Annotated in this window: 20 protein-coding genes and 1 pseudogene; 7 read left to right on the top strand and 14 right to left on the bottom strand. The window is 63.9% G+C overall.

Going from position 1 to position 17,972, the window contains the following annotated elements; translation table 11 throughout:
- Positions 1–155 precede the first annotated feature (155 nt).
- The 5 genes and pseudogenes from G6N26_RS25685 to G6N26_RS25670 form a co-directional block, all read right to left on the bottom strand.
- The gene (locus G6N26_RS25685) at positions 156–1,442 is read right to left on the bottom strand and encodes an NAD(P)/FAD-dependent oxidoreductase (RefSeq protein ID WP_249026108.1); all 1,287 of its coding nucleotides are present in this window, start codon (positions 1,440–1,442) and stop codon (positions 156–158) included.
- 102 nt (positions 1,443–1,544) lie between these two features.
- Positions 1,545–1,781, bottom strand: coding sequence for a YgaP family membrane protein (locus G6N26_RS25680; RefSeq protein WP_083020495.1), 237 nt, complete (start codon positions 1,779–1,781; stop codon positions 1,545–1,547).
- Positions 1,782–1,857: 76 nt separating this feature from the next.
- Positions 1,858–3,042 (bottom strand): NAD(P)/FAD-dependent oxidoreductase, encoded by a 1,185-nt coding sequence (locus G6N26_RS25675; RefSeq protein ID WP_083020494.1) that lies wholly within the window; start codon positions 3,040–3,042, stop codon positions 1,858–1,860.
- 44 nt (positions 3,043–3,086) lie between these two features.
- Positions 3,087–3,300, bottom strand: a pseudogene (locus G6N26_RS26300) (mycothiol-dependent nitroreductase Rv2466c family protein); the annotation flags it as partial.
- A gap of 64 nt (positions 3,301–3,364) precedes the next feature.
- Complete coding sequence (locus G6N26_RS25670; RefSeq protein WP_083020493.1) at positions 3,365–3,685, bottom strand: metal-sensitive transcriptional regulator; 321 nt, start codon at positions 3,683–3,685, stop codon at positions 3,365–3,367.
- A gap of 233 nt (positions 3,686–3,918) precedes the next feature.
- Here G6N26_RS25670 and G6N26_RS25665 point away from each other — a divergent pair, with 233 nt between their 5' ends.
- Both G6N26_RS25665 and G6N26_RS25660 read left to right on the top strand, forming a co-directional pair.
- Positions 3,919–4,347, top strand: coding sequence for an MmpS family transport accessory protein (locus tag G6N26_RS25665; protein ID WP_083020492.1), 429 nt, complete (start codon positions 3,919–3,921; stop codon positions 4,345–4,347).
- Positions 4,344–7,244: an MMPL/RND family transporter gene (locus G6N26_RS25660; RefSeq protein WP_083020491.1), complete on the top strand. Its 2,901-nt coding sequence runs from the start codon at positions 4,344–4,346 to the stop codon at positions 7,242–7,244. The genes G6N26_RS25665 and G6N26_RS25660 overlap by 4 nt, the downstream gene beginning before the upstream one ends.
- 6 nt (positions 7,245–7,250) lie before the next feature.
- Here the strand turns inward: G6N26_RS25660 and mobF are convergent, their stop codons facing one another.
- Positions 7,251–10,073: a MobF family relaxase gene (gene mobF, locus G6N26_RS25655; RefSeq protein ID WP_083020490.1), complete on the bottom strand. Its 2,823-nt coding sequence runs from the start codon at positions 10,071–10,073 to the stop codon at positions 7,251–7,253.
- A gap of 233 nt (positions 10,074–10,306) precedes the next feature.
- Between mobF and G6N26_RS25650 the strand changes: the two genes are divergently transcribed.
- Positions 10,307–10,549: an antitoxin VbhA family protein gene (locus tag G6N26_RS25650; RefSeq protein ID WP_232067640.1), complete on the top strand. Its 243-nt coding sequence runs from the start codon at positions 10,307–10,309 to the stop codon at positions 10,547–10,549.
- Positions 10,550–10,723: 174 nt separating this feature from the next.
- Positions 10,724–10,903 carry a hypothetical protein gene (locus G6N26_RS25645; RefSeq protein ID WP_083020489.1) on the top strand — a complete coding sequence of 60 codons (180 nt, stop codon included), beginning with the start codon at positions 10,724–10,726 and terminating at the stop codon, positions 10,901–10,903.
- Here the strand turns inward: G6N26_RS25645 and G6N26_RS25640 are convergent.
- On the bottom strand, positions 10,900–12,099 hold the full coding sequence (locus G6N26_RS25640) for a helix-turn-helix domain-containing protein (RefSeq protein WP_232067639.1): 1,200 nt from the start codon (positions 12,097–12,099) through the stop codon (positions 10,900–10,902). The two genes, G6N26_RS25645 and G6N26_RS25640, sit on opposite strands and share 4 nt — an antisense overlap.
- 278 nt (positions 12,100–12,377) lie before the next feature.
- Positions 12,378–12,575 (bottom strand): hypothetical protein, encoded by a 198-nt coding sequence (locus G6N26_RS25635; protein ID WP_083020488.1) that lies wholly within the window; start codon positions 12,573–12,575, stop codon positions 12,378–12,380.
- A 91-nt stretch (positions 12,576–12,666) separates the two neighbouring features.
- Between G6N26_RS25635 and G6N26_RS25630 the strand changes: the two genes are divergently transcribed.
- Entirely contained in the window at positions 12,667–12,984 is a 318-nt protein-coding gene (locus G6N26_RS25630; protein WP_139799240.1) for a hypothetical protein, read from the top strand.
- Positions 12,985–13,175: 191 nt separating this feature from the next.
- Here G6N26_RS25630 and G6N26_RS25875 read toward each other — a convergent pair whose 3' ends face one another.
- The 3 genes from G6N26_RS25875 to G6N26_RS25620 all read right to left on the bottom strand — a co-directional run bounded on the left by G6N26_RS25875 (position 13,176) and on the right by G6N26_RS25620 (position 14,258).
- Entirely contained in the window at positions 13,176–13,331 is a 156-nt protein-coding gene (locus G6N26_RS25875) for a hypothetical protein (protein ID WP_169925541.1), read from the bottom strand.
- A gap of 249 nt (positions 13,332–13,580) precedes the next feature.
- A complete protein-coding gene (locus G6N26_RS25625; RefSeq protein ID WP_163648979.1) occupies positions 13,581–13,943 on the bottom strand; it encodes a putative toxin-antitoxin system toxin component, PIN family in 363 nt (120 codons plus the stop codon).
- Positions 13,944–13,997: 54 nt separating this feature from the next.
- Positions 13,998–14,258 (bottom strand): hypothetical protein, encoded by a 261-nt coding sequence (locus G6N26_RS25620; protein WP_083020485.1) that lies wholly within the window; start codon positions 14,256–14,258, stop codon positions 13,998–14,000.
- An 87-nt stretch (positions 14,259–14,345) separates the two neighbouring features.
- Between G6N26_RS25620 and G6N26_RS25615 the strand changes: the two genes are divergently transcribed.
- Together G6N26_RS25615 and G6N26_RS25610 are read left to right on the top strand one after the other, a co-directional pair.
- A complete protein-coding gene (locus G6N26_RS25615) occupies positions 14,346–14,951 on the top strand; it encodes a ParA family protein (RefSeq protein ID WP_232067638.1) in 606 nt (201 codons plus the stop codon).
- A complete protein-coding gene (locus G6N26_RS25610) occupies positions 14,948–15,400 on the top strand; it encodes a hypothetical protein (RefSeq protein ID WP_163648977.1) in 453 nt (150 codons plus the stop codon). The genes G6N26_RS25615 and G6N26_RS25610 overlap by 4 nt, the downstream gene beginning before the upstream one ends.
- Before the next feature lie 304 nt (positions 15,401–15,704).
- Here G6N26_RS25610 and G6N26_RS25605 read toward each other — a convergent pair whose 3' ends face one another.
- The 3 genes from G6N26_RS25605 to G6N26_RS25595 are packed head-to-tail and all read right to left on the bottom strand — an operon-like array spanning position 15,705 to position 17,948.
- Positions 15,705–16,592 (bottom strand): hypothetical protein, encoded by an 888-nt coding sequence (locus G6N26_RS25605; RefSeq protein WP_083020499.1) that lies wholly within the window; start codon positions 16,590–16,592, stop codon positions 15,705–15,707.
- A gap of 13 nt (positions 16,593–16,605) precedes the next feature.
- Positions 16,606–17,325: a hypothetical protein gene (locus G6N26_RS25600; protein WP_139799241.1), complete on the bottom strand. Its 720-nt coding sequence runs from the start codon at positions 17,323–17,325 to the stop codon at positions 16,606–16,608.
- A 47-nt stretch (positions 17,326–17,372) separates the two neighbouring features.
- The gene (locus G6N26_RS25595; RefSeq protein ID WP_083020497.1) at positions 17,373–17,948 is read right to left on the bottom strand and encodes a recombinase family protein; all 576 of its coding nucleotides are present in this window, start codon (positions 17,946–17,948) and stop codon (positions 17,373–17,375) included.
- Positions 17,949–17,972: the final 24 nt, after the last annotated feature.

Raw genomic sequence — 17,972 nt, 5'->3', positions numbered from 1 at the left:
CGACAATAAAGATTCGAGACACGCGCTGTGAGACAAGAAACGAGACGCCCGCGACCTGGGGCTACAGGTGGGGAAGTGGTGGCCCCCGAGCCTGTCTCGTTTCTCTACAAACGAGACAATGCTAGCGACGGGCGAGCGGTGTGCGGGGTCGGATCTCAGCCGTCGCCGAACCAGCGTTCCTTGCGGCTTCGGGCGAATTCGGCTTTCTCGTCAGCTATTTCGGCAGACGGGCCGATTAACGAGCCTGTCGGTTTGGGCCCGCTGAGGAAGTTGACCTGCACCTTGCCGACCTCACCGCGCCCGAACTCCATGTAGCAGTCGCCCGCCCCGTCATAGGGAGGCGGCGCCGCTGTGCCCCGCAGGTTGGCGACGATGTCATCGGCGACGAATTGCGCGGCTCGCTCGGCGAATAGGCCCGCCTTGGCGGTATAGGCGGCCGCCACGTCACCGATTGCGTACACGCCGGGAAACCGGGTAGCCAGGTTGGTTTTTTCCACCGGAATCCATCCGTCGGGCGCCAGCCCCGAATCGGCGATGACCGCCGGCACCCGATGCACGGGGATGCCGATGAAAAGGTCATATGGAACTCCTTCGCCCTCGGCGAACTCGGCGAACTTGCGTTCGGGGTCCAGCCGGCTCACCGTCCGGTTTCCCATGAAGGTGATGCCACGTGCGGTCAGGTGCTGCTGAAGTGGCTCGGATACCTCCTTGGCGACGGGCACCGGGGCGCCCATGTAGCCCGTCACGGTTATCGAGACCTGGTCGCGCAGTCCTCGGCCGGCGAAGTAGTCCTCAAGCAGAAACGCCGCCTCGAACGGCGCCGGTGGGCACTTGTACGGCTCGCCGAGCACGCTGATGACGATTTTGCCGCCCTGAAATGCCGGCAGCGCGTCGCGCAGACGTTCCGCCCCGCCCAATGTGTAGTACTCGAAGCCGTCCTCGGCGAAACCAGGGGTGGCCTCTGTGTCGTACTCCGCGCCGAGCGCCACGACCAGAACATCGGCTTGATAGGAACCGGATCGGGTACGCACGTGGCGGTTTTCCGGGTCGATCGCGGTGATCTCTTCTTGGTGGAAGTCGACCCCGGGTCTGGTCAGCGCCGCATACGGCAGGCGCACGTCGTCGGGCGTGCGTTTACCAAACAGCACGTCAAGTTTGGAGAAACCGAAAAAGAAGGAGTCGTTGCGATCGATCAGCGTCACCCGCACCTGATCGGCAAGCAACTCCGATAGCCGCGTGGCAAGCTCAAGACCACCGAACCCGGCCCCCAGAACCAGCACGTGCAACGTCATCAGCTTCCCTTCCGGGGGGCGGCTCACGCCGACAGGCCCCCATTCCTGTCGCTCAGTATTGCCACCGAGATTCGAAACAAACAAAGTCGCTCGCTGTACTTGCGCCGCAGACGAGCTTGACGAAACCACCGACCCGGTGCTCGGCGCCATAGGCGAGTGCGGGTACCACAAGTATCGAGGGTGTCCAGCGACAACCGCGACCGCGACAATTCGATAGCAGTGTTTTCATGAGCTGGCCGGGCCGGGCACTGCCTACACCTTGGGACGCAGCGCACGCTCGGCCGTAGTGGGGATGCCCAGTCGATGTAGCAAAACGCTCGTCGGGCACCAGCCCACCGCCGCGTCGAGCAGCAGATTAGCTCCCACAAAACCAGTGAGAATCCTCCATCGCTTTGAACGCACGCGGCCAAGGGTTAAGGTCACCAGAACCACAGAACCGGCGATGAGGTGCACGGTTCTTTCCAGGGTCCACCCTTGTGGCCGTGGCATCTGAAACGCTCCTCGCTCAATCGTGGCCGAGCCTTGGTTATTCGTCATTGGACCTCACACCTTCCTGTAAGTTGTTCTAGCGCGTGGACGAGACGGGGTGTTCCCAGAGGGCTCGCCAGTCGTGTTCTTCTTGTTGCTTGTCGTGGTGTAGCTCCACCGATGGCGCGGTGAGGTGGATCGCGGGCTGGGGCAAGGTGAAGAAGTCTCCGTTGCCCTGGGCAGAGAGGTGTGCCCCGGTGTCGATGTAGCAGTACCCTTCGCCCGACAGAGTGCCGGTGTGGTCGGTCATCTCCAGGTAGTGCAGCGCGTTTTCGGCGGCGGCTTTGGCCCCATTTTTGGCGAAGATCGCCGCTTTGGGCAGGGGCCGGCCAGATGGCGATGTGATCGCGGTGGTATCGCCGATGGCGAAGATTCCGGGGTATTGGGTTTGCATCGTGGTGGCATCGACACCGATCCAGCCCGCGCCGTCAAGCGTAATAGCCGGTTCGTGCGGGGGGATGAACACCAGCAGGTCGAACCCGACGACGGTGCCGTCCTGGAACTCGATGACCCGGGTGTCGGCGTCGACGTGCGCAACGCTGTGTTCGCCGTAAAAGCCGATATTGTTATCGGCCAGTAGCGCCACGAGTTCTTGGCCGGCGTAGGGACCCGCCGAGAGCATTGGTTGAGTTTCCGGGCTGTACACCGAGAGCTGCGTCGCGTCGCGAGAGCCGTTCTCGCTAAGCAGGTCTGCCGCCAGTAGGGCTCCTTCATAGGGGGCCGGTGGGCAGCGGAACGGCTGGGAGGTCACCATGAACACCAGCTTGCCGCCGGTGAAGTTGTGCAGGGCGCGGTGCGCGTCGGCGGCGGCGTCGGCGCTGTAATAGTGCACCGCGGCGCCGCCCTCCACAGCGGCCGCCAGCCCCGGCACCTTGTCCACGGCGTTGCGGGCGCCGGTGGCGATGACCAATGCGTCGAAGGCAATGTCGGTGGAGTCGGCCAGGGTGACGGTGCGCGCGACGGGGTCGATGCTGGCGACTGAGCCGGTAACGGTCGTGAGCCCGGACAGTGCGTCGGCGGTCGGACGAATGGGCACGCTGTCCTGGTCGCGCCAGCCGCGCATCACCCATGGCAGGGTGAAGCCCAGATAGTGGGAGAAGTCTTCGTCGACGACGGTGATGTCGAGATCATCGAGAGGGACGCCGGATTCGGTGAGTTCTTTGACGACGCTGAGTCCGCCGATGCCGGCGCCGAGAATCACGAGCTTCTTATTCGTGTGCATGGTTTCGCTACCTTTCCTTACCTAAACAGATTCCTGCGCGGGAGCAGTTCGCGATCGATGGCGGTCATCAGCCGGCCGATCGGTTGTGTATCGCGCATCGGCGCCTGCTGGCGAGGCGGCAGTTCTCGCCCCTGGTTGAGGACGGCCAAACTCATTAATTGCCAATCGATGGGCACTGCGGTTTTTGTCGGCGACCGCGGCCAGCCAACGTGTGGTGTTCCACGAAAACGGACACACGGGGACCAACCAGATCGTCACTTCGCAACGGGTCGGTCATTCCCGCGGGTGTGAGTCATGTGCTTTCGCCTCCTCCGGTTTGGGGTCAGGCCAGGCTCAGGAACAGTTTCTCCAGCTCATCGATTGAGGTGGTCGGCCTGTCACCAGGTGCGGCAGCTGGCCGGTCCATGCAATCGCGCAGGCCGGTGGCGATGATTTTGAAGCCGGCGCGATCCAAGGCCCGAGACACCGCGGCCAGCTGGGTGACGACGTCTTTGCAGCTACGTCCCTGCTCGATCATCGCGATCACTCCGCCGAGCTGACCCTGCGCTCGACGCAATCGGTTAAGGACGGCAACGATGTCGTCGGCATTGTGGCCGGCCCCACCGACCGTCTGCGGCGTCTCGCCGCGAACTATGCTTGCCATGACTCGTTTATACCATACCCCCTATGGTATATACAGTCATGGCAGGTCGCTGACGCCGCCGGGAAACGCCATTGCTCAACCGGCGCCGCGATCATGCGGCGGCCGACCAGGTGACAAATACCGGCCTGGTGTCCGGCGTCCCCGCCGGTCACACCCGCCGCTCGATGCGGCGGCCCGGGCGTGAACAGCAATTTGCTTGATAGTGACGCTGTCAGGAGGGGAAGAAGGTTTGAATGTTGATCTTTCTCAAGCGGGCGTGGGTACCGCTGGTCGTGGTGGCCGCAGTTGCCCTTGGCGGGATGGGCGTGGAACGGCTTCGCGGTCTGTTCGGCTCCGACGAGATCTTTTCGCAGCCCCGCAGCGCCCCAATGATCGTGCCTTTCCATGTCAAGCGGGTGACGTATGAGGTTTTCGGGCCCAGCGACACCGCGGGAAGCGTGAGCTATTTGGGCATGAATGCCGAAGCGGAGCAGGCGAAGTTCGCCAGCCTGCCGTGGAGCTACACGGTCACGACGACGGTACCGGCGGTGATCGCCAACTTGGTGGCACAGGGCAACAGCGACACGATCGGGTGTCGCATCACGGTCAACGGTGAGGTCAAAGACCAGCAATCTGCCAGCGGGCACCACGCCCAGGCCTTCTGCTTGGTGAAGGCGGCATGAACTCCGACCACACGACCCGCCCGAGATTCATGCGGGCGGTGCAGCGGTTTTCGTGGCCGATCATTCTCGTCTGGTTGCTTGTGACGATCGCGGTGAACGTCCTCGTGCCGCCGATCGAATCGGTCGCAAGAAACAACGCGGTGTCGACGTCACCAGCAGATGCGCCCTCGGTGATCGCCGCAAAGCAAATCGGTAAGACGTTCCAGGAGTCCAATTCCGACAGCATCGTCATGGTGGTCCTGGAAAGCGATAAAAAACTCGGCGGCGAAGCGCACCGCTATTACAACGGCTTGGTGAAAAAGCTGGAGGCCAACACCGAACACGTACAGCATGTCCAGAACGTGTGGGGCGACGTGCTCACTGCCGCCGGGGTTCAAAGCGAGGACGGCAAAGCCGCCTATGTGCAGATCAACATCGCCGGAAACCAGGGCAGCACATTACAAAACGACTCCGTCCACGCGGTTCGCCAGATCGTGCAGAAGTCGGCGCCGCCACCCGGCTTGAAGGCATATGTCACCGGCCCGGCAGCGCTCAGTACGGACATGAACGAGGCGGCCGACAAAAGCATGCTCAAAATGATGGGTGTGACCGGTGTGGTCATCATGATCATGCTGTTCATCGTCTATCGCTCGGTGAGCACCGTGCTTCTTGTTCTGGTGATGGTCGGCTTCGAGATGGGCACCGCCAGAGGCGTGGTCGCGGTCCTTGGGCACAACCACCTGTTGGGTTTTTCCACGTTCGTGGTCGCCATGCTGTCGTCGCTGGCCATTGCCGCGGGAACCGATTACGCGATATTTCTGATCGGGCGTTACCAGGAGGCGCGCCAGGCCGGTGAGGACCCGGACACCGCCTATTACACAATGTTTAGCGGGACCTATCACGTCATCTTGGGCTCGGGGCTCACGATTGCCGGCGCAACATTCTGCCTTCATCTGGCGCGGTTATCCTATTTCAAGGCGCTGGGCATCCCGTCTGCACTGGGGCTGCTGGTGGTGATCGCGGGCGCGCTGACCGTTGCGCCGGCTATTGTGGCCGTGGCCGGCCGCTTCCGTCTGCTCGATCCGAAACGAGCGATCAAGGTGCACGGCTGGCGGCGCATCGGCACCGCCACCGTCCGCTGGCCCGCACCGGTCTTCGTGACCGCGGTGCTCATCGCTATCGTCGGCATGCTCATTATGCCGAGCATGAAACTCAGCTACAACGATCGCTTCTATATCCCCGCCAATCTCGGGTCGAAAGTCGGCTACGCCGCCGCGGAACGCCATTTCACGCCCGCCAGGATGGATCCCGACATTCTCATGATTCAGGGTGATCACGATATGCGTAATTCCGGTGACATGATCATCCTGGACCGGATCGCCAAGGACATCTTCCGGCTACCCGGCATCGCCACGGTGCAAAGCATCACCAGACCGCTGGGAAGCCCGATCGAACACACCTCGATACCTTTCCAGGTCAGCATGCAATCCATTCCGATACAAGAAAACCTGCAGTTCATGAAAGACCGCGTGGCCGACATCCTCAAAATGAGCGACGACCTCGGGGCCATGATCGCCTCGATGCAACGCATGTACGGTCTGCTGGGCCAGATGGCCGCCACCACACACCACCTCGTCGGCGACCTGCAAGACGCGAAGGCCACCGCCGACGAGCTACGAGACCATCTCGCCGATTTCGACGACTTCGCACGGCCCGTCCACGCCTATGTCTACGCCGAACAGCACTGTTTCAACATCCCTGTCTGCTGGGCGGTCAGATCAATGTTCGACGCGCTCGACCAGTCCGACAAATTCAGCGACAACATAAAAGCGCTCCTTAACGACATGGACGACATCGATGCGGTGTTGCCGCAAATGCTCGCCCAGTTTCCGCCGATCATCGCGGTCGCGAAATCCATGCGCGGGACGCTGTTGACCATGCACAGCAGCTTCTCGGGGCTCGTCACCCAAATGGCTCGGATGACCGACACGGCCAGCGCGATGGGTCAGGCCTTTGACGCCTCCAAGGCCGACGACTACTTCTACCTGCCGCCAGAAGCCTTCGACAACCCCGACTTCCAGCGCGGGCTCAAACTGTTCTTGTCGCCGGACGGCAAAGCCGCGCGCTTCATCATCACCCACGCTGCCGATCCCGCAACACCCAAAGGCATCTCGGCCGTCAAACCCGAACTTGAAACCGCACACCACACCGTGAAGGGAACATCGCTGGTCAACGGCAAGTTCTATCTCACCGGCACCGCGGCGATGTACAACGACATACAATCCGGCGCCAAATACGACATCCTGCTCGTGGGATTAGCGGCATTGACGCTGATCTTCGTCGTCATGGTGATCATCACCCGAGCTCTCGTTGCCTCCATGGCAATCGTCGGCACCGTGCTGTTATCGCTGGGCGCGGCCTTCGGGCTCACCGTGCTGGTCTGGCAACATATCGTCGGCCTGGACCTGAACTGGATCGCGCCCGTGTTCGGGACGATCATCCTGTTAGCCGTCGGCTCCGACTACAACCTGCTATTGGTCTCACGCTTCCAGGGGGAGATAGCCGCGGGATTAAAGACCGGCATCATCCGCTCCATGGGCAACACCGGTGGAGTTGTCACCGCCGCGGGCCTGGTGTTCGCCTTCACCATGATGTCTATGGTCGCGAGCGACCTGCGCTCGATTGGCCAGGCTGGCAGCACCATCGGCCTCGGCCTGCTGTTCGACACCCTCATCGTCCGCTCCCTGATGACACCGTCCATCGCGGCGCTGCTCGGGCGCTGGTTCTGGTGGCCCCAACGAATACGCCCCCGCCCAGCCAGCCAGATGCTTCGCCCCTTCGGGCCGCGTCGACTGGTTCGTTCTCTTCTTCTGGGTGAAGACGCGGATGCGGCAACCACCAAGCTCCATGAAGCGTGAACGCATCTATAGTTCAAGGCCATAATCAAGGCCCTGGTCGCGGCCGCGGCTGAGATGTTGATCGATCCAGCGTTCGCGTTCGAGGCCCTGTTCGACCCGCTGATCATGCCAATGCCGGTAGGCGGTCCGCCGGGCTTGTACGGCGTGGGTGCGACGCTCGAGAAGGCTCTGCACGTGTTCGGGTAGCTGCTCGCGGTCCTTGGTTTGGCCGGCGATGTCGTGGGCGGTGCGGGCTTGGTCGTCGCGATTACCGATGATGTGGCGCACCAGGACGGCGGCGTCGCGGCTGGTGCCGCGACGCGCCACATGCACACCCTCTGCGTGTTCGGTGTGTTCGTGTTCGGTTTCTCCGGCGCGGCGCTCATAAAGGTAGGCGTGGTTGGCGTCGCGGCCGCGGGTGAGCGCGACGTACAGCAGGTTGCGGCTGGTGTTTTCGCCGAGCACCGCGCGGGTGACCTCGGCGGTGACGCCTTGGGCGGAGTGCACGGTGACCGCATACCCGTGGGTGATGTGCTCTTTGAGGTAGTCGCCGGTGAAGGCGGCCCGCGCGCCGTCATCGAGGCGCCGCGCAGCGATGCGGTCATGCTCGGGGTCGACGGCGAACACCTGCCAGCGTTGCCCGTTGCGCACCGGATCGGCGGTTTTGGCGAAGTCGGTGGCGTCATGGACCGGGTTGGTGGGATCGTTGCGGCGGCTGATAATCACATCGCCGTGGGCGATGCGATGTCCGCGCGCAGCGGTCACCGTTGTGGCGTCGGCGTCGATGGTGTCGTCGTGGATGCGCCGGTTAAGCGCATCAGCCATCTCTTTGGTGTCGCAGATCAGCAGCGCATCCTTACCCTCGGCGACGTCGGCGCGATAGCCGGTCAGGGCGTCGCCGGCCATGGCGATGTCATCGCCGGTGTGCAGCCGATCATTAGTCCGGTACCAGTCGACGGCCCGCCGCACCGGTGCCGGCCCGCCGTCCCGGATGGCCAGGGAAGCCGAGCGCTCCTCGGGGTCGCGCATCCGCCACACCTCGGAAAGCCGCTGCGTCCAGGGCAGGTCGGTGCACAGTTGGGCGAACATCCCACCCCGCGCCTTGACGGGCGCAAGTTGGTGCGCATCCCCGACCAGTGCCGTTTTGACCCCCGCTCTGGTGGTGGCGGTGAGCAGTTGGCGCAAATCATCGGTGCCGACCATGGCGGCCTCATCGACCACCACCAGGGTGCTCCGGTCAATCGTCAGCGTGCCGGCGCGCAGTTCCTTGAGGGCTTTGGCCACGGTGTATCCGACATCGCCAGCCCCCTCCCGCACCGCGACATCGACGGCTTTGCCGGTCGGGGCCACCACAATGACCCGGCCCCGGAAGCGGCGCGCCGCAGTGGCCAGCGCCCGCAACGAGGTGGTCTTACCCGCCCCCGCCGGCGCCGACAACGGACACACCAACTGGGGCGTGCTGGCAATGTTTCGCACCGCCTGGTCCTGATCGGGCGAGAGCCCGGCGGTGTCGTATTCATCGACCCACACCTGCGCGCGTACATCGGCGGCATCCACGAGATCAAGCACGGCCTGTTCCTCGGCCAAAAACGCTTCCAAGGTGAACCGCTCATGGCCCTCCCGTTGATGCGCGGCCCGCGGCGCGGTGACCCGCAACCCGAGCCCGTCGACGGCGGCCTCCACCAACTGCCGCGGCGACCCCTCGGTGTCCACGGGTAGTTGCGCCCCGATCAGCTCGACGAGGTCCGCCCGGGTGAACGCCGCCTTGTCCATCGCCTCGCCGGCCGCCAACAACCGGCCCCGCACCAGCGGCGCTGTGGCGGTCGCGCTGCGCGCCCGCCGCGCCTCCCGCGCCGCGCTATGCGCGCCGCGATCCACCCCGAGCCCGCGCGCATCGGCGCGCCACATCTGCCGCAGCGCCGCCCACGCGAGCTGTTCGGGTTTGGCTGGGCGGGTGGCTTTTTGCGCGGCCGCCAACTGCGCCGCCGTGGGCTGCGCGCCATCGACGACGACCAGATTGCCCGCCGCCCACTGCCGCAACGCCGACGAGCGCTGCGACCAGGCGGTGATCGTCTCCGGGTTGATCCCGGCCACCTCCGCCATCCCCGTCGCCGCATCAACGGGGGCCCATTCCACCCCGATCGAACGGTTCAACTCCCGCCGCAACGTCGCCTGATAGATCACCCCGGCCGCTTTGGCTTCATGAAAAAGCGACGTGCCATCGATCGACACCAACCTGCCGTCGGCGCGGGCCTGCCGGTTCGGGACGATCACATGGGTATGCAGATGCGGATCACCCGCCCGGCTGGTCTCATGCTGATAGGCGATCGCCACCAGACCGGGCAGCCGCACCAGATCTTTGTCCCCCGTGACCGGGTTGTGAATGCGGGTGTAGCCGGCGTGCGCCGCGAGGTATTCCATCGCCTCCCTCATCGCGGTGGTGTGGGCGGCCACGACCGCCTTTTCGGTCACGTCGTTGCCCTGCAACGCCCGGATCAACGACACGCTTTTGGGCGCGCAAAACGTCAAATCAAACCCATGCACCGACCGCTTACCGAAGCCGCGCCCACACTCCCCGTTCGGGGCGGCGCCGTCATCGAGCCAGCGCGCTACCACCTCGACATCCGCCTGCCCCCCGGCCTGCTGCGCAGCACTCAACCCGACCAAGGCGGCGGCCTGGTGGGCGTCGCCGGCACACACCCACACCGGGGTGCGGGTATCACCCTCGGAGTAATACTCACCCAACCCACCACCCGCGCGCTGCAAATCTGTGGCCGCTTGGCCGGCGGCGCGGGCGGTGTCGTTGTAGTAATTGATCGACCACCGCGAGAGCTTCGCAATCGTCAACACTTGGCCACCTGCTCCCGCCGGAAGACCGCCCAAGCGGGCCGCCCCTGCTGGGCAAACACCGTTTGCCCAGCAGGTAGCCTCGCACCCCCTTGTGCAAATGTGCCAGTACGACACGCGGTTTTGGGAGAATGGTTTGCCGGGCGATGCAGCGGTAGGGGCTGCGGGAAGCCCGGGTGTGTAGAGGATTTGACGGAAAGCCGGGTGAGATAAACCGGTGGACGGGTTGGATGGGGATGGTGGCGGTGGGTGAGGACGAGGAGCTGGCGGCGCTGTGGCGCCGCGTCGACGACCTGTCCGCCGAACTGGCGCCGGCCGATCGGCGCGCGGTACGCAACGCCATCGCCAACAACGTCTTATCCGGCTGGCACCCCAGCGACGACGACATCACCCGCCTGGTCAACTTTGCCGCCGGCAAAACCAGCGCGGCCGACTACCTCACCCACATCACCACGACCGCCCACACCCAACAGTGCTAAGCACACCTAACAATCGGATTGTCCGACCATGGTTAGGTCGGCTAACACAACGGCGTGGGCATTCGGCAGCAGCCGCGTACCGGGCGGCCCGATCACGTCGCTGCGACGCTGCCTTGGGCATCACCGGGGCACGGTGGCAACGCCGCGCCGCCCGCGCCGAGACGAGGAACACCGATGAACTATGAGACGACATTGACCGAGCTGTTGGTGCGCCGCGCGCAACCCGGTAGTGAGCGCGTCCTGGACTGGCTGGTCTACGGGACCCCGCTGGCGCGGCTGGAGCGGCTGGACGTGGTGTACGGCGATCACCGCGGCGGGCCGAACCTGCGCGGCGACGGGATCGACCGCTGCTAACCGCGCGGCCCCGGCCTGGGTTGAGGTGTGCGGGCCGCTTCCACCGCGGCCGCCACCCGTGCGGCATCGCGGGCGGCGACATGAGTGCGTCTGTGTGCGCTGCGGCGCGCGGCTTCGGCCGCGGCGGCCCGGGCCGCGGCATGCCCGGCACCGTCCAGGGCCGCGCGGCCGGCGGCGCGGGCGCGCTGATGCTCGACATGCGCGGCGCGCTGCACGGCCACATGCGCCCGGTGCGCGGCGGCCTGCGCGGCCTCGCGCGCCTCCTCCAAGGCGGCCGGCCGTTGGTCGAGGTTGTCGCGCCCGTGCCACACCAGGATCGCGCCCAGCAGGCCGATCGGCTTGTGCGGGCTATCCGGGATGCGCCCACCGGTCACCCCGGCCCAGTCGCCGATCAGCGTATTGAGGTCCCGCGGGCTCCAGCCGTGGGCCGCCGGGGCGGCCAACAGCGCCGCCCAGGCCGGCGCGCTGTGTCGCCGCGCCCACGGCGGAGCGTGCCGATCAGCGCGCCACGCCCGCGCCAGGCCGGTGCCCCCGGCATCAGGTGCTCGGCGGCGCGTAGCGCCGTCCTGCCGGCGGCCCGCAGGGCCACCGGTGCCGGTAGTAACCACTTCGGTAGGTGAGTTTTTATCCCTAACGGGACCGCTACGCAGGTGGGGTGACAGCGAAGACACGTGCCAGTTGAGATGCGGGTTGTCGTGCAGCGCCCACACACTGGCCCAACCGCGGCCGCGATCATCGACCCGCCAGGACGCCAGCCGCTCCACCCGGGTGCGCTGCCGGCCGCGCAACACCTCGGTCGCGACACCCAGCAGCCGCAGCACGGTGTCGGCGCGCTGCACCGTGCGCACGCTGTAACCGGTATCAGCGGCCAACCGCTCATTCGACGGCCGGCTGTTACGGCCGGTGCTGTGATCGGCATAGCGGGCCCGGGCCGCCGCGATCGCCAACACCGCGCGTCGGCTGATCGGGTTGCCCGGCATCACCGGACGCACATCAGTGTCGTAGCGGCAGTCAAAGGCCACCGGAACCGTCCACGTGACCCAGCGCTCCAGACGCCCGCTCCAGCACGGCACCCCCGCCCACGGCGCCTCACCCAGCTCAAGAGTGATCGCCGCAACCGCCTCGGCCGCGTGTCGCCGGCGGTAGCCATGGCCGGCCGCCGCCAACCGTCCCGCCCACGGCCGCGTACACACCACACCACGACGCGGCCGCACCGAAGTACACCCGCGGTACCGCGGCTGGCTAATTTCTGAATTTCCACGGTGCGCGTCATCTGGAACCTGATAAAGACATGCGCTACCGTGAGATCTGACCGTCAAGTCAAGATCCCTTCGGGGAGGGTGCGAAAGCACCGCCGAGCCGAGCTGGTAACTCGACTCAGACAAAACCCTCGGCATAGCCGGGGGTTTTCGTCGTTGCTGGCGGTTAGTTCCGCGTGCCTATTGAGATGTGTTGCCTATCAAGACGAACCCGGTTACATAGCCAGCGGTAGCACCTCCTTGTCGAGCTCGCGGACTGCTTCGGGGTGACCTACCGCGATTGCGAGTAGGTCGGCAGAAAGCTGACTAACACTGGTGTTGCGCTCAGCCGCCATCTGGCGCAGTCGGGCGTAAACGACTGTGGCGGCCCGTACTTTGATCTGCTCGCGATCGCCTTTGTGCGGTTGTGCCATTCGTTGATCTTGTCGCAGCAGACGGCGGTACCCGGTACCGACACGCCGTGTCGCTGTGATGTTTTTGTGATCCGCGCGGAGAATGGCGGGTGTGGACGAGGATCTGGTACCGAGGGAGTTCGTGGCGCGGGCGATGGCGCGACATTTGCGGCTGCCGGCGGGCTGGAATGACGCCGAACGTCAGGAGTTCATCGACGAGGCGGCTGAGCAGGTTGCGCTGAGAGTGGCTGAGCTGACCGACGATTGGGCCGATCGTGCGGTGACGGAGTGGGGCCGACAGCACTGGCGATTGCCCGATTCTGAGACTCAAGCCCAACTGTTCCGAGAAGCGCGAGCGTCCGCGTTGGTAATGGTGTTGTGTGACGTGCTGCCCGATGCGCCGGTCGCCGAGCTGTACACGGTGGCCTGACATGTCCGAGGACGAGCGTGGAGCGTGGCCACCGACGGTGTGTGGAGGCTGTCGCGGCGGCCTACGGCGGCGCCACGAGAGAAGCTGAACGCTCATCGAACCGCTGAGTGGCAAGCCGACATGTGCGTTGTACTGGTCGCAGCCGGACTTCGTGGTCGGAAACGCGGTTAGCGGAGACGAGCACCGCGCCGTTACGGATTATCGTGATTGTCGACGGCCGAAAACACTGCGGTGAGTTCGGCGAGGTTGGCTTTGAAGTCGCGGTAAGCGGCGCGGCGTTCCTCATCGGTGGCGTAATCGTCGCCGTACCTATCAAGCCATGCTTGCCGGTGCTCGGCTGGTTTCACAAGACACATGCTACGACGACCCCCCGACATGTGGCGGGCTCCTTTTTGGTTGATCCCTTCCTCGTACTGGCCGCTCTGGTGCTTTGGGGTGCTGGCTGTCAAGGCTCGACTTTTGGTCGACCGCGTAGCGGCGTAGGCCTTGACAGCCAGCACCCCAATGTTCACCACAATCGTGAGCGAGGAAAGCCTGAACTGCGGTAATGCAGCCGTCAGCGATATGTATGTACTTATGGACGCGCATATGGATGGCTATTGGAGGCGCTTGAGAAGCTGAGCGGGTGTGATCGCCGGTGGTTCGATCTCTGCGGACAGTAGATCGTCGTCACCGGTCACAATCACCGCGTTAGCTGTGTCGGCGAGTGCAACCAGGTAGTCGTCGTTTGGGTCGCGCACCCGTTTCTCGGGTGGTCCGGGATCGTCGCGCAGATCGGCATGGCCACCGAGGCTTTCGACGAAGGCGATCGCGTCGGCGACACTGATCCAGCGCCGAAACTTCGGCCGGATCAGAACAGCTGCCAGTTCGTCCAGCAGATGTTGGGTGACGACGGCGGTAATCGCGCCGTCTGCTACGGCTTCCACGACCCGGGCGGGAGTGCCGTAGGGGTTGATCACCGCCGAGACCCACACATTGGGATCGATGACGACCCGCAGCGGTTCGTCCAGGACTCAGCCCACCCGACGCGGCTTACGCTCCGCCCGGACCTCAGCCAGCCCTTGAGCGGCGAGACCCGCTGCTTCCTCTTCGGTGGGGGCATCCTCCGGGCTGATGCCGGCCCAGATCCGCTCGAGGGTTCCGGCGAATCCCAGATGCCGCTTCAACGCATCCTCGAAGACCTCGTATTCGCGCTTGCCCGATCGCGCAGCGGCTATCTTCGCTGCCCGCAGCAGCGCCTCGTCGATGTAGACCGTGGTCTTCTTTCGTCCCATGACACCATTTTGACAGAAAAACGGTGCAAATGACACACATCGATATGGCTACGCATATGGATGCACGTATGGATGTATGTTTGAATCGTGATTTGGTCACTTGTGCACACGAAGGGCGGCGTCGCGAAGACGACCACCTGCATGTTTTTGGCGGCGGCCGCGGTGCGGCGGGGTGTGCCGACGCGGGTGGTGGACGCAGATCCGCAGGGTTCGGCCAGCTCGTGGGCCGATCGGGCGGCGCACCTAGGTACGCCGCTGCCGTTTGACGTCACCCCGGTGACAGCGGCGGCGTTGCGGGAGCTGTCTAGCGAGCCAGGCGAGCTCGTCTTGGTGGATACGCCGCCAGGGACAGCGGCCGCGATCGACGCGGCGATTGATGCGGCCGACCTGGTGATCATTCCAACGGGCCCTCGTGCGGCGGATATCGACCGTGTATGGCCGACGTTGGATATCACCGCGCACCGCTCGACGACGGTTCTTTTGACGCTCGTCGACATGCGGAAGGTAGAGGCGGTGGAAATGCCGCGCAGCCTGATTGAGGCGAACGCGCCTGTATTGCGCAATGTTGTGCGGAACCTGACGGCGGTCGAGCGGGCGTTCGGCCGCGGCATTCCGCGGTATCTGGGTGACTACGGCGATGTTCTCGACGAGCTGCTGACGTCGGTAGGGCTTGAGAAGGAAGTGACGGTATGACTGCGAAGTCGACGACAGCTGATGCCGTGCGCGCATCGGTGATCCGTCGGCCGACCGGCGCCGCGGCGGCGGTCCGGGCGGCAAGCACATTTCAAGGCAACGAGGAAGCGCGTCCCAGTGCGCCGGCCGCCGCCGCGGTGCACGAGGCGATGCGCACTACGCTGCACCTGCCTTTGTCATTGCGAACTGGCCTCAAGCGGCACGCCCTGGACGCCGACACCACCATGACGGACCTAATTCGTGCGGCGATCGGCGCTGGGTTGCAGGACGCGACAGGTCTAGCGGCGGCCTCGATGGCACATCGACGGACAAGCGGTGGGGCACGAACCACACTGGATCTGCCACGCGACATGCACCGAAATCTTAAGCGATTGGCGGCCGACGAGAACACCAGCGTGCAAGCTCTCGTGTCAGCGGCGATTCAGCAGACATACCCCGACCTCGTGTAAATGCAGATATGTACCTCCATAATTCTGGGTGTATTGATCGACATATGTCTGTGTTGATGCGCGTATGTGGTTCAGGTCTGTCAGAATAAATCCGGCTGCGTCGCGACGACCGGCGTATCTAGATTGTTGGCCTAGACAGCGCGAAGCCCGAGCGCCACGGCCGTCCGGCCGGGTCTCGGGCTCACTTCCTGAAGCTATTGCCGCAGGCCTCACTGACGGTACGCCTGCATGACGCGGCGTCGTGGCATCGGGAACTTCGTCGTCCCAATAACGAAGGTTTCTGGGACGGCCACCGGGTAAGGGGCTAGCCCGAGGTTCCGCGTCTTTGGGACGGCGGCGCTGGCACCTTGAGGAATCGGATGCTCATCACTTGGTTATCGGGGTTGTCTTCGTCTGCCGTTCCGATCACTTGGTCAATGACTGTGCCGCCGTGCGCCATGAGCGGACCTAGCTGCTTGTACTGGAATCCGTGTTGATCGAAGTAGACGAAACTGCTGCTGTGCGCGGGGATGTCGGTCCCGTCAAGGTTGCTCATCACGATCCCGTTGCCGATTTGCGAGGAAGGAATCGTTACCGCCTGAGCGTCGGCGCCTACCAACGCATCTTTTCGATGAACTCTGCGCTGGTTCTCGACCAGCAGTTTGATCGCGCGGTTGTGCCCGTTGCTTGTGTCTTTGCGAAGGACGCGGGGGACATACCGTGTCAGCAGACGGTGCTCAAAGTCGCCGAGACAAGCCCCGACGGCGTGAGTGCCAGTAATTCGTCCAGGCGGGACTTGCGCGTATCGCAACACAAAGCTGTTGGCATTCACGGCGATGTTGGTGGCCGTGTCGAAGTTGGCGATCTCGGCGACCAGAGGCACTTTCCGGATGTCGAAGCCGGCGACGACAATGGCCAGCCGTTTGTCTTTCCAGGCCAACTTGCTGACCCGGTTCTCCGCTTCCTGACGCAGCGCCTGGACACCCTGCTCGAAAAACGGATAATCACAGAGGACTTCGGCGATCCACTCGGATGTCGACTTGCGTCCTTTTCGGTCGATGCGTGCGATACCGGTGAACCCGGCTGAGAATGTTTGGTTCCAGCAGACGAGCTTGGTGTACTCGTCGTCAAAGACTTCTCCGTTGAGGGTGAGCCTGCGATCGGAGACTTGGACGATGCGGTCGTTGGAGAAAAGTGTTTGAAGCAGCGTCATGGTCAGCTAACGATCAAGTCCCTTGAATGCTTTCTGCAGCAATCACTTTCAGGTGGGCGTGCAGCGTGGTCATCTTCTGCAGGTAACGCGCTGCCATTTGCAGATGGGTGTAGGCGGTGTCTTCGTCGACGACGGCGCCGGTGGGATGGCCCGCGTCGTTGCGACTAACCCGTAGTAAATCCGCTACCGCATCAAGGGTGAGCGTGTCGGTCAGCCCCTCAGGCAACTCCATCTGAACAAGCAGCTTGCGCACCTTGTCGAACTGCGCCGCCAACCGGCTCGTCGGGCTAGACAACAACTTCGACAGCTTTGTTGCTTTGACGCCGGCGGCGTCGGCCAAGGTGTGGCCGAGATCGTTGATTACGCGTTCAGAAGCCACACCCAACATGACCGATGTAGCCAAGTAACACCGTGCATTGAAAGCCCGCAGCGCCTCTTCGACGTAGCGCACCGCGCCCTCATCGACCGCAGGTCGATGAGCGCGCAGTCGCTTCAGGTAACCGTCAACATCTCGGGGTTCCCAGCTACCGCCTTGTGCAGCGGTTTGACCCACACTGCTGAGCCGCCACCACCAATTGCTCGTATTGGATCCCTGGCCGGCCATATCCAGGTAGACGAGACCCTCACCTACCAAACCCCACAGAACCTCCATTACTTGCTGGGGGCGGCACTGGAGTTGGCTGGATTGCCATTGCACAAAGTAACTTTCGCCGAACCGCGAATCCACACGCATAGCAAGAGCTTGAAGGACGCGAGTTCGAATGACGCTACTGCTAGGTGTCACGTATCGACCTCCGAACCAGCAAGGTAACGGTAGGCCGTTGCGCGTCCAATTCCAAAGGCAGTAGCCAGTTCTCGGACTGGCTCACCAGTCGCAGCAAGTCGTCTGAGTTGTTCTTGCCGAGCACGAGAAAGCTTGTGCGGCTTGGTTGGCGGCAGCTGGCGGGTACGACGGGATTGCCGCGATGAGGCTCGACGTTCCCGGCCAAGCTCGAGCTCGAGCTCAGCAAGGGTCGCCATGATGGCCGCGACCGCTCGGCCGGTGGGAGTGGCGGTGTCAACGCCTTCCCGCAGTGCTCGTAACAAGATTCGCCGCTCACCTAGCTCGGAAATCGTGCGGGTGACTTCGGTAACGGAGCGGCCGAGCCGGTCGATGGCGGTGACGACGACGGTGTCGCCAGCACGGGCGTATTCCAGCATCGCAGCCAGGCCCGGCCGGTGTGTTTTTGCTGACCCCGAGAGCTTGTCGGTGAATACGCACTCAGCGTCAACGCCGGCAGACGCCAGGGCGACAAGCTGGGCGTCGAGGTCTTGTACAGCGGTGCTCACTCGTGCGTAACCAAGAATCGCGCTCACACCGGCCACTGTCTCATTGCCCAC

Source organism: Mycobacterium marseillense (assembly GCF_010731675.1).
Classification (GTDB): domain Bacteria; phylum Actinomycetota; class Actinomycetes; order Mycobacteriales; family Mycobacteriaceae; genus Mycobacterium; species Mycobacterium marseillense.
The sequence above is the reverse complement of the archived record's forward strand: the minus strand, read 5'-3'. Positions and strand labels throughout refer to the sequence as shown.

What these genes read in the sequence shown, in the direction of transcription:
- G6N26_RS25685 (WP_249026108.1), bottom strand. Translation starts at nt 1,442, where the DNA reads ATGGCGCCGAGCACCGGGTCGGTGGTTTCGTCAAGCTCGTCTGCGGCG.
- G6N26_RS25680 (WP_083020495.1), bottom strand. Translation starts at nt 1,781, where the DNA reads ATGCCACGGCCACAAGGGTGGACCCTGGAAAGAACCGTGCACCTCATC.
- G6N26_RS25675 (WP_083020494.1), bottom strand. Translation starts at nt 3,042, where the DNA reads ATGCACACGAATAAGAAGCTCGTGATTCTCGGCGCCGGCATCGGCGGA.
- G6N26_RS25670 (WP_083020493.1), bottom strand. Translation starts at nt 3,685, where the DNA reads ATGGCAAGCATAGTTCGCGGCGAGACGCCGCAGACGGTCGGTGGGGCC.
- G6N26_RS25665 (WP_083020492.1), top strand. Translation starts at nt 3,919, where the DNA reads ATGTTGATCTTTCTCAAGCGGGCGTGGGTACCGCTGGTCGTGGTGGCC.
- G6N26_RS25660 (WP_083020491.1), top strand. Translation starts at nt 4,344, where the DNA reads ATGAACTCCGACCACACGACCCGCCCGAGATTCATGCGGGCGGTGCAG.
- G6N26_RS25650 (WP_232067640.1), top strand. Translation starts at nt 10,307, where the DNA reads ATGGTGGCGGTGGGTGAGGACGAGGAGCTGGCGGCGCTGTGGCGCCGC.
- G6N26_RS25645 (WP_083020489.1), top strand. Translation starts at nt 10,724, where the DNA reads ATGAACTATGAGACGACATTGACCGAGCTGTTGGTGCGCCGCGCGCAA.
- G6N26_RS25635 (WP_083020488.1), bottom strand. Translation starts at nt 12,575, where the DNA reads ATGGCACAACCGCACAAAGGCGATCGCGAGCAGATCAAAGTACGGGCC.
- G6N26_RS25620 (WP_083020485.1), bottom strand. Translation starts at nt 14,258, where the DNA reads ATGGGACGAAAGAAGACCACGGTCTACATCGACGAGGCGCTGCTGCGG.
- G6N26_RS25610 (WP_163648977.1), top strand. Translation starts at nt 14,948, where the DNA reads ATGACTGCGAAGTCGACGACAGCTGATGCCGTGCGCGCATCGGTGATC.
- G6N26_RS25605 (WP_083020499.1), bottom strand. Translation starts at nt 16,592, where the DNA reads ATGACGCTGCTTCAAACACTTTTCTCCAACGACCGCATCGTCCAAGTC.
- G6N26_RS25600 (WP_139799241.1), bottom strand. Translation starts at nt 17,325, where the DNA reads ATGCGTGTGGATTCGCGGTTCGGCGAAAGTTACTTTGTGCAATGGCAA.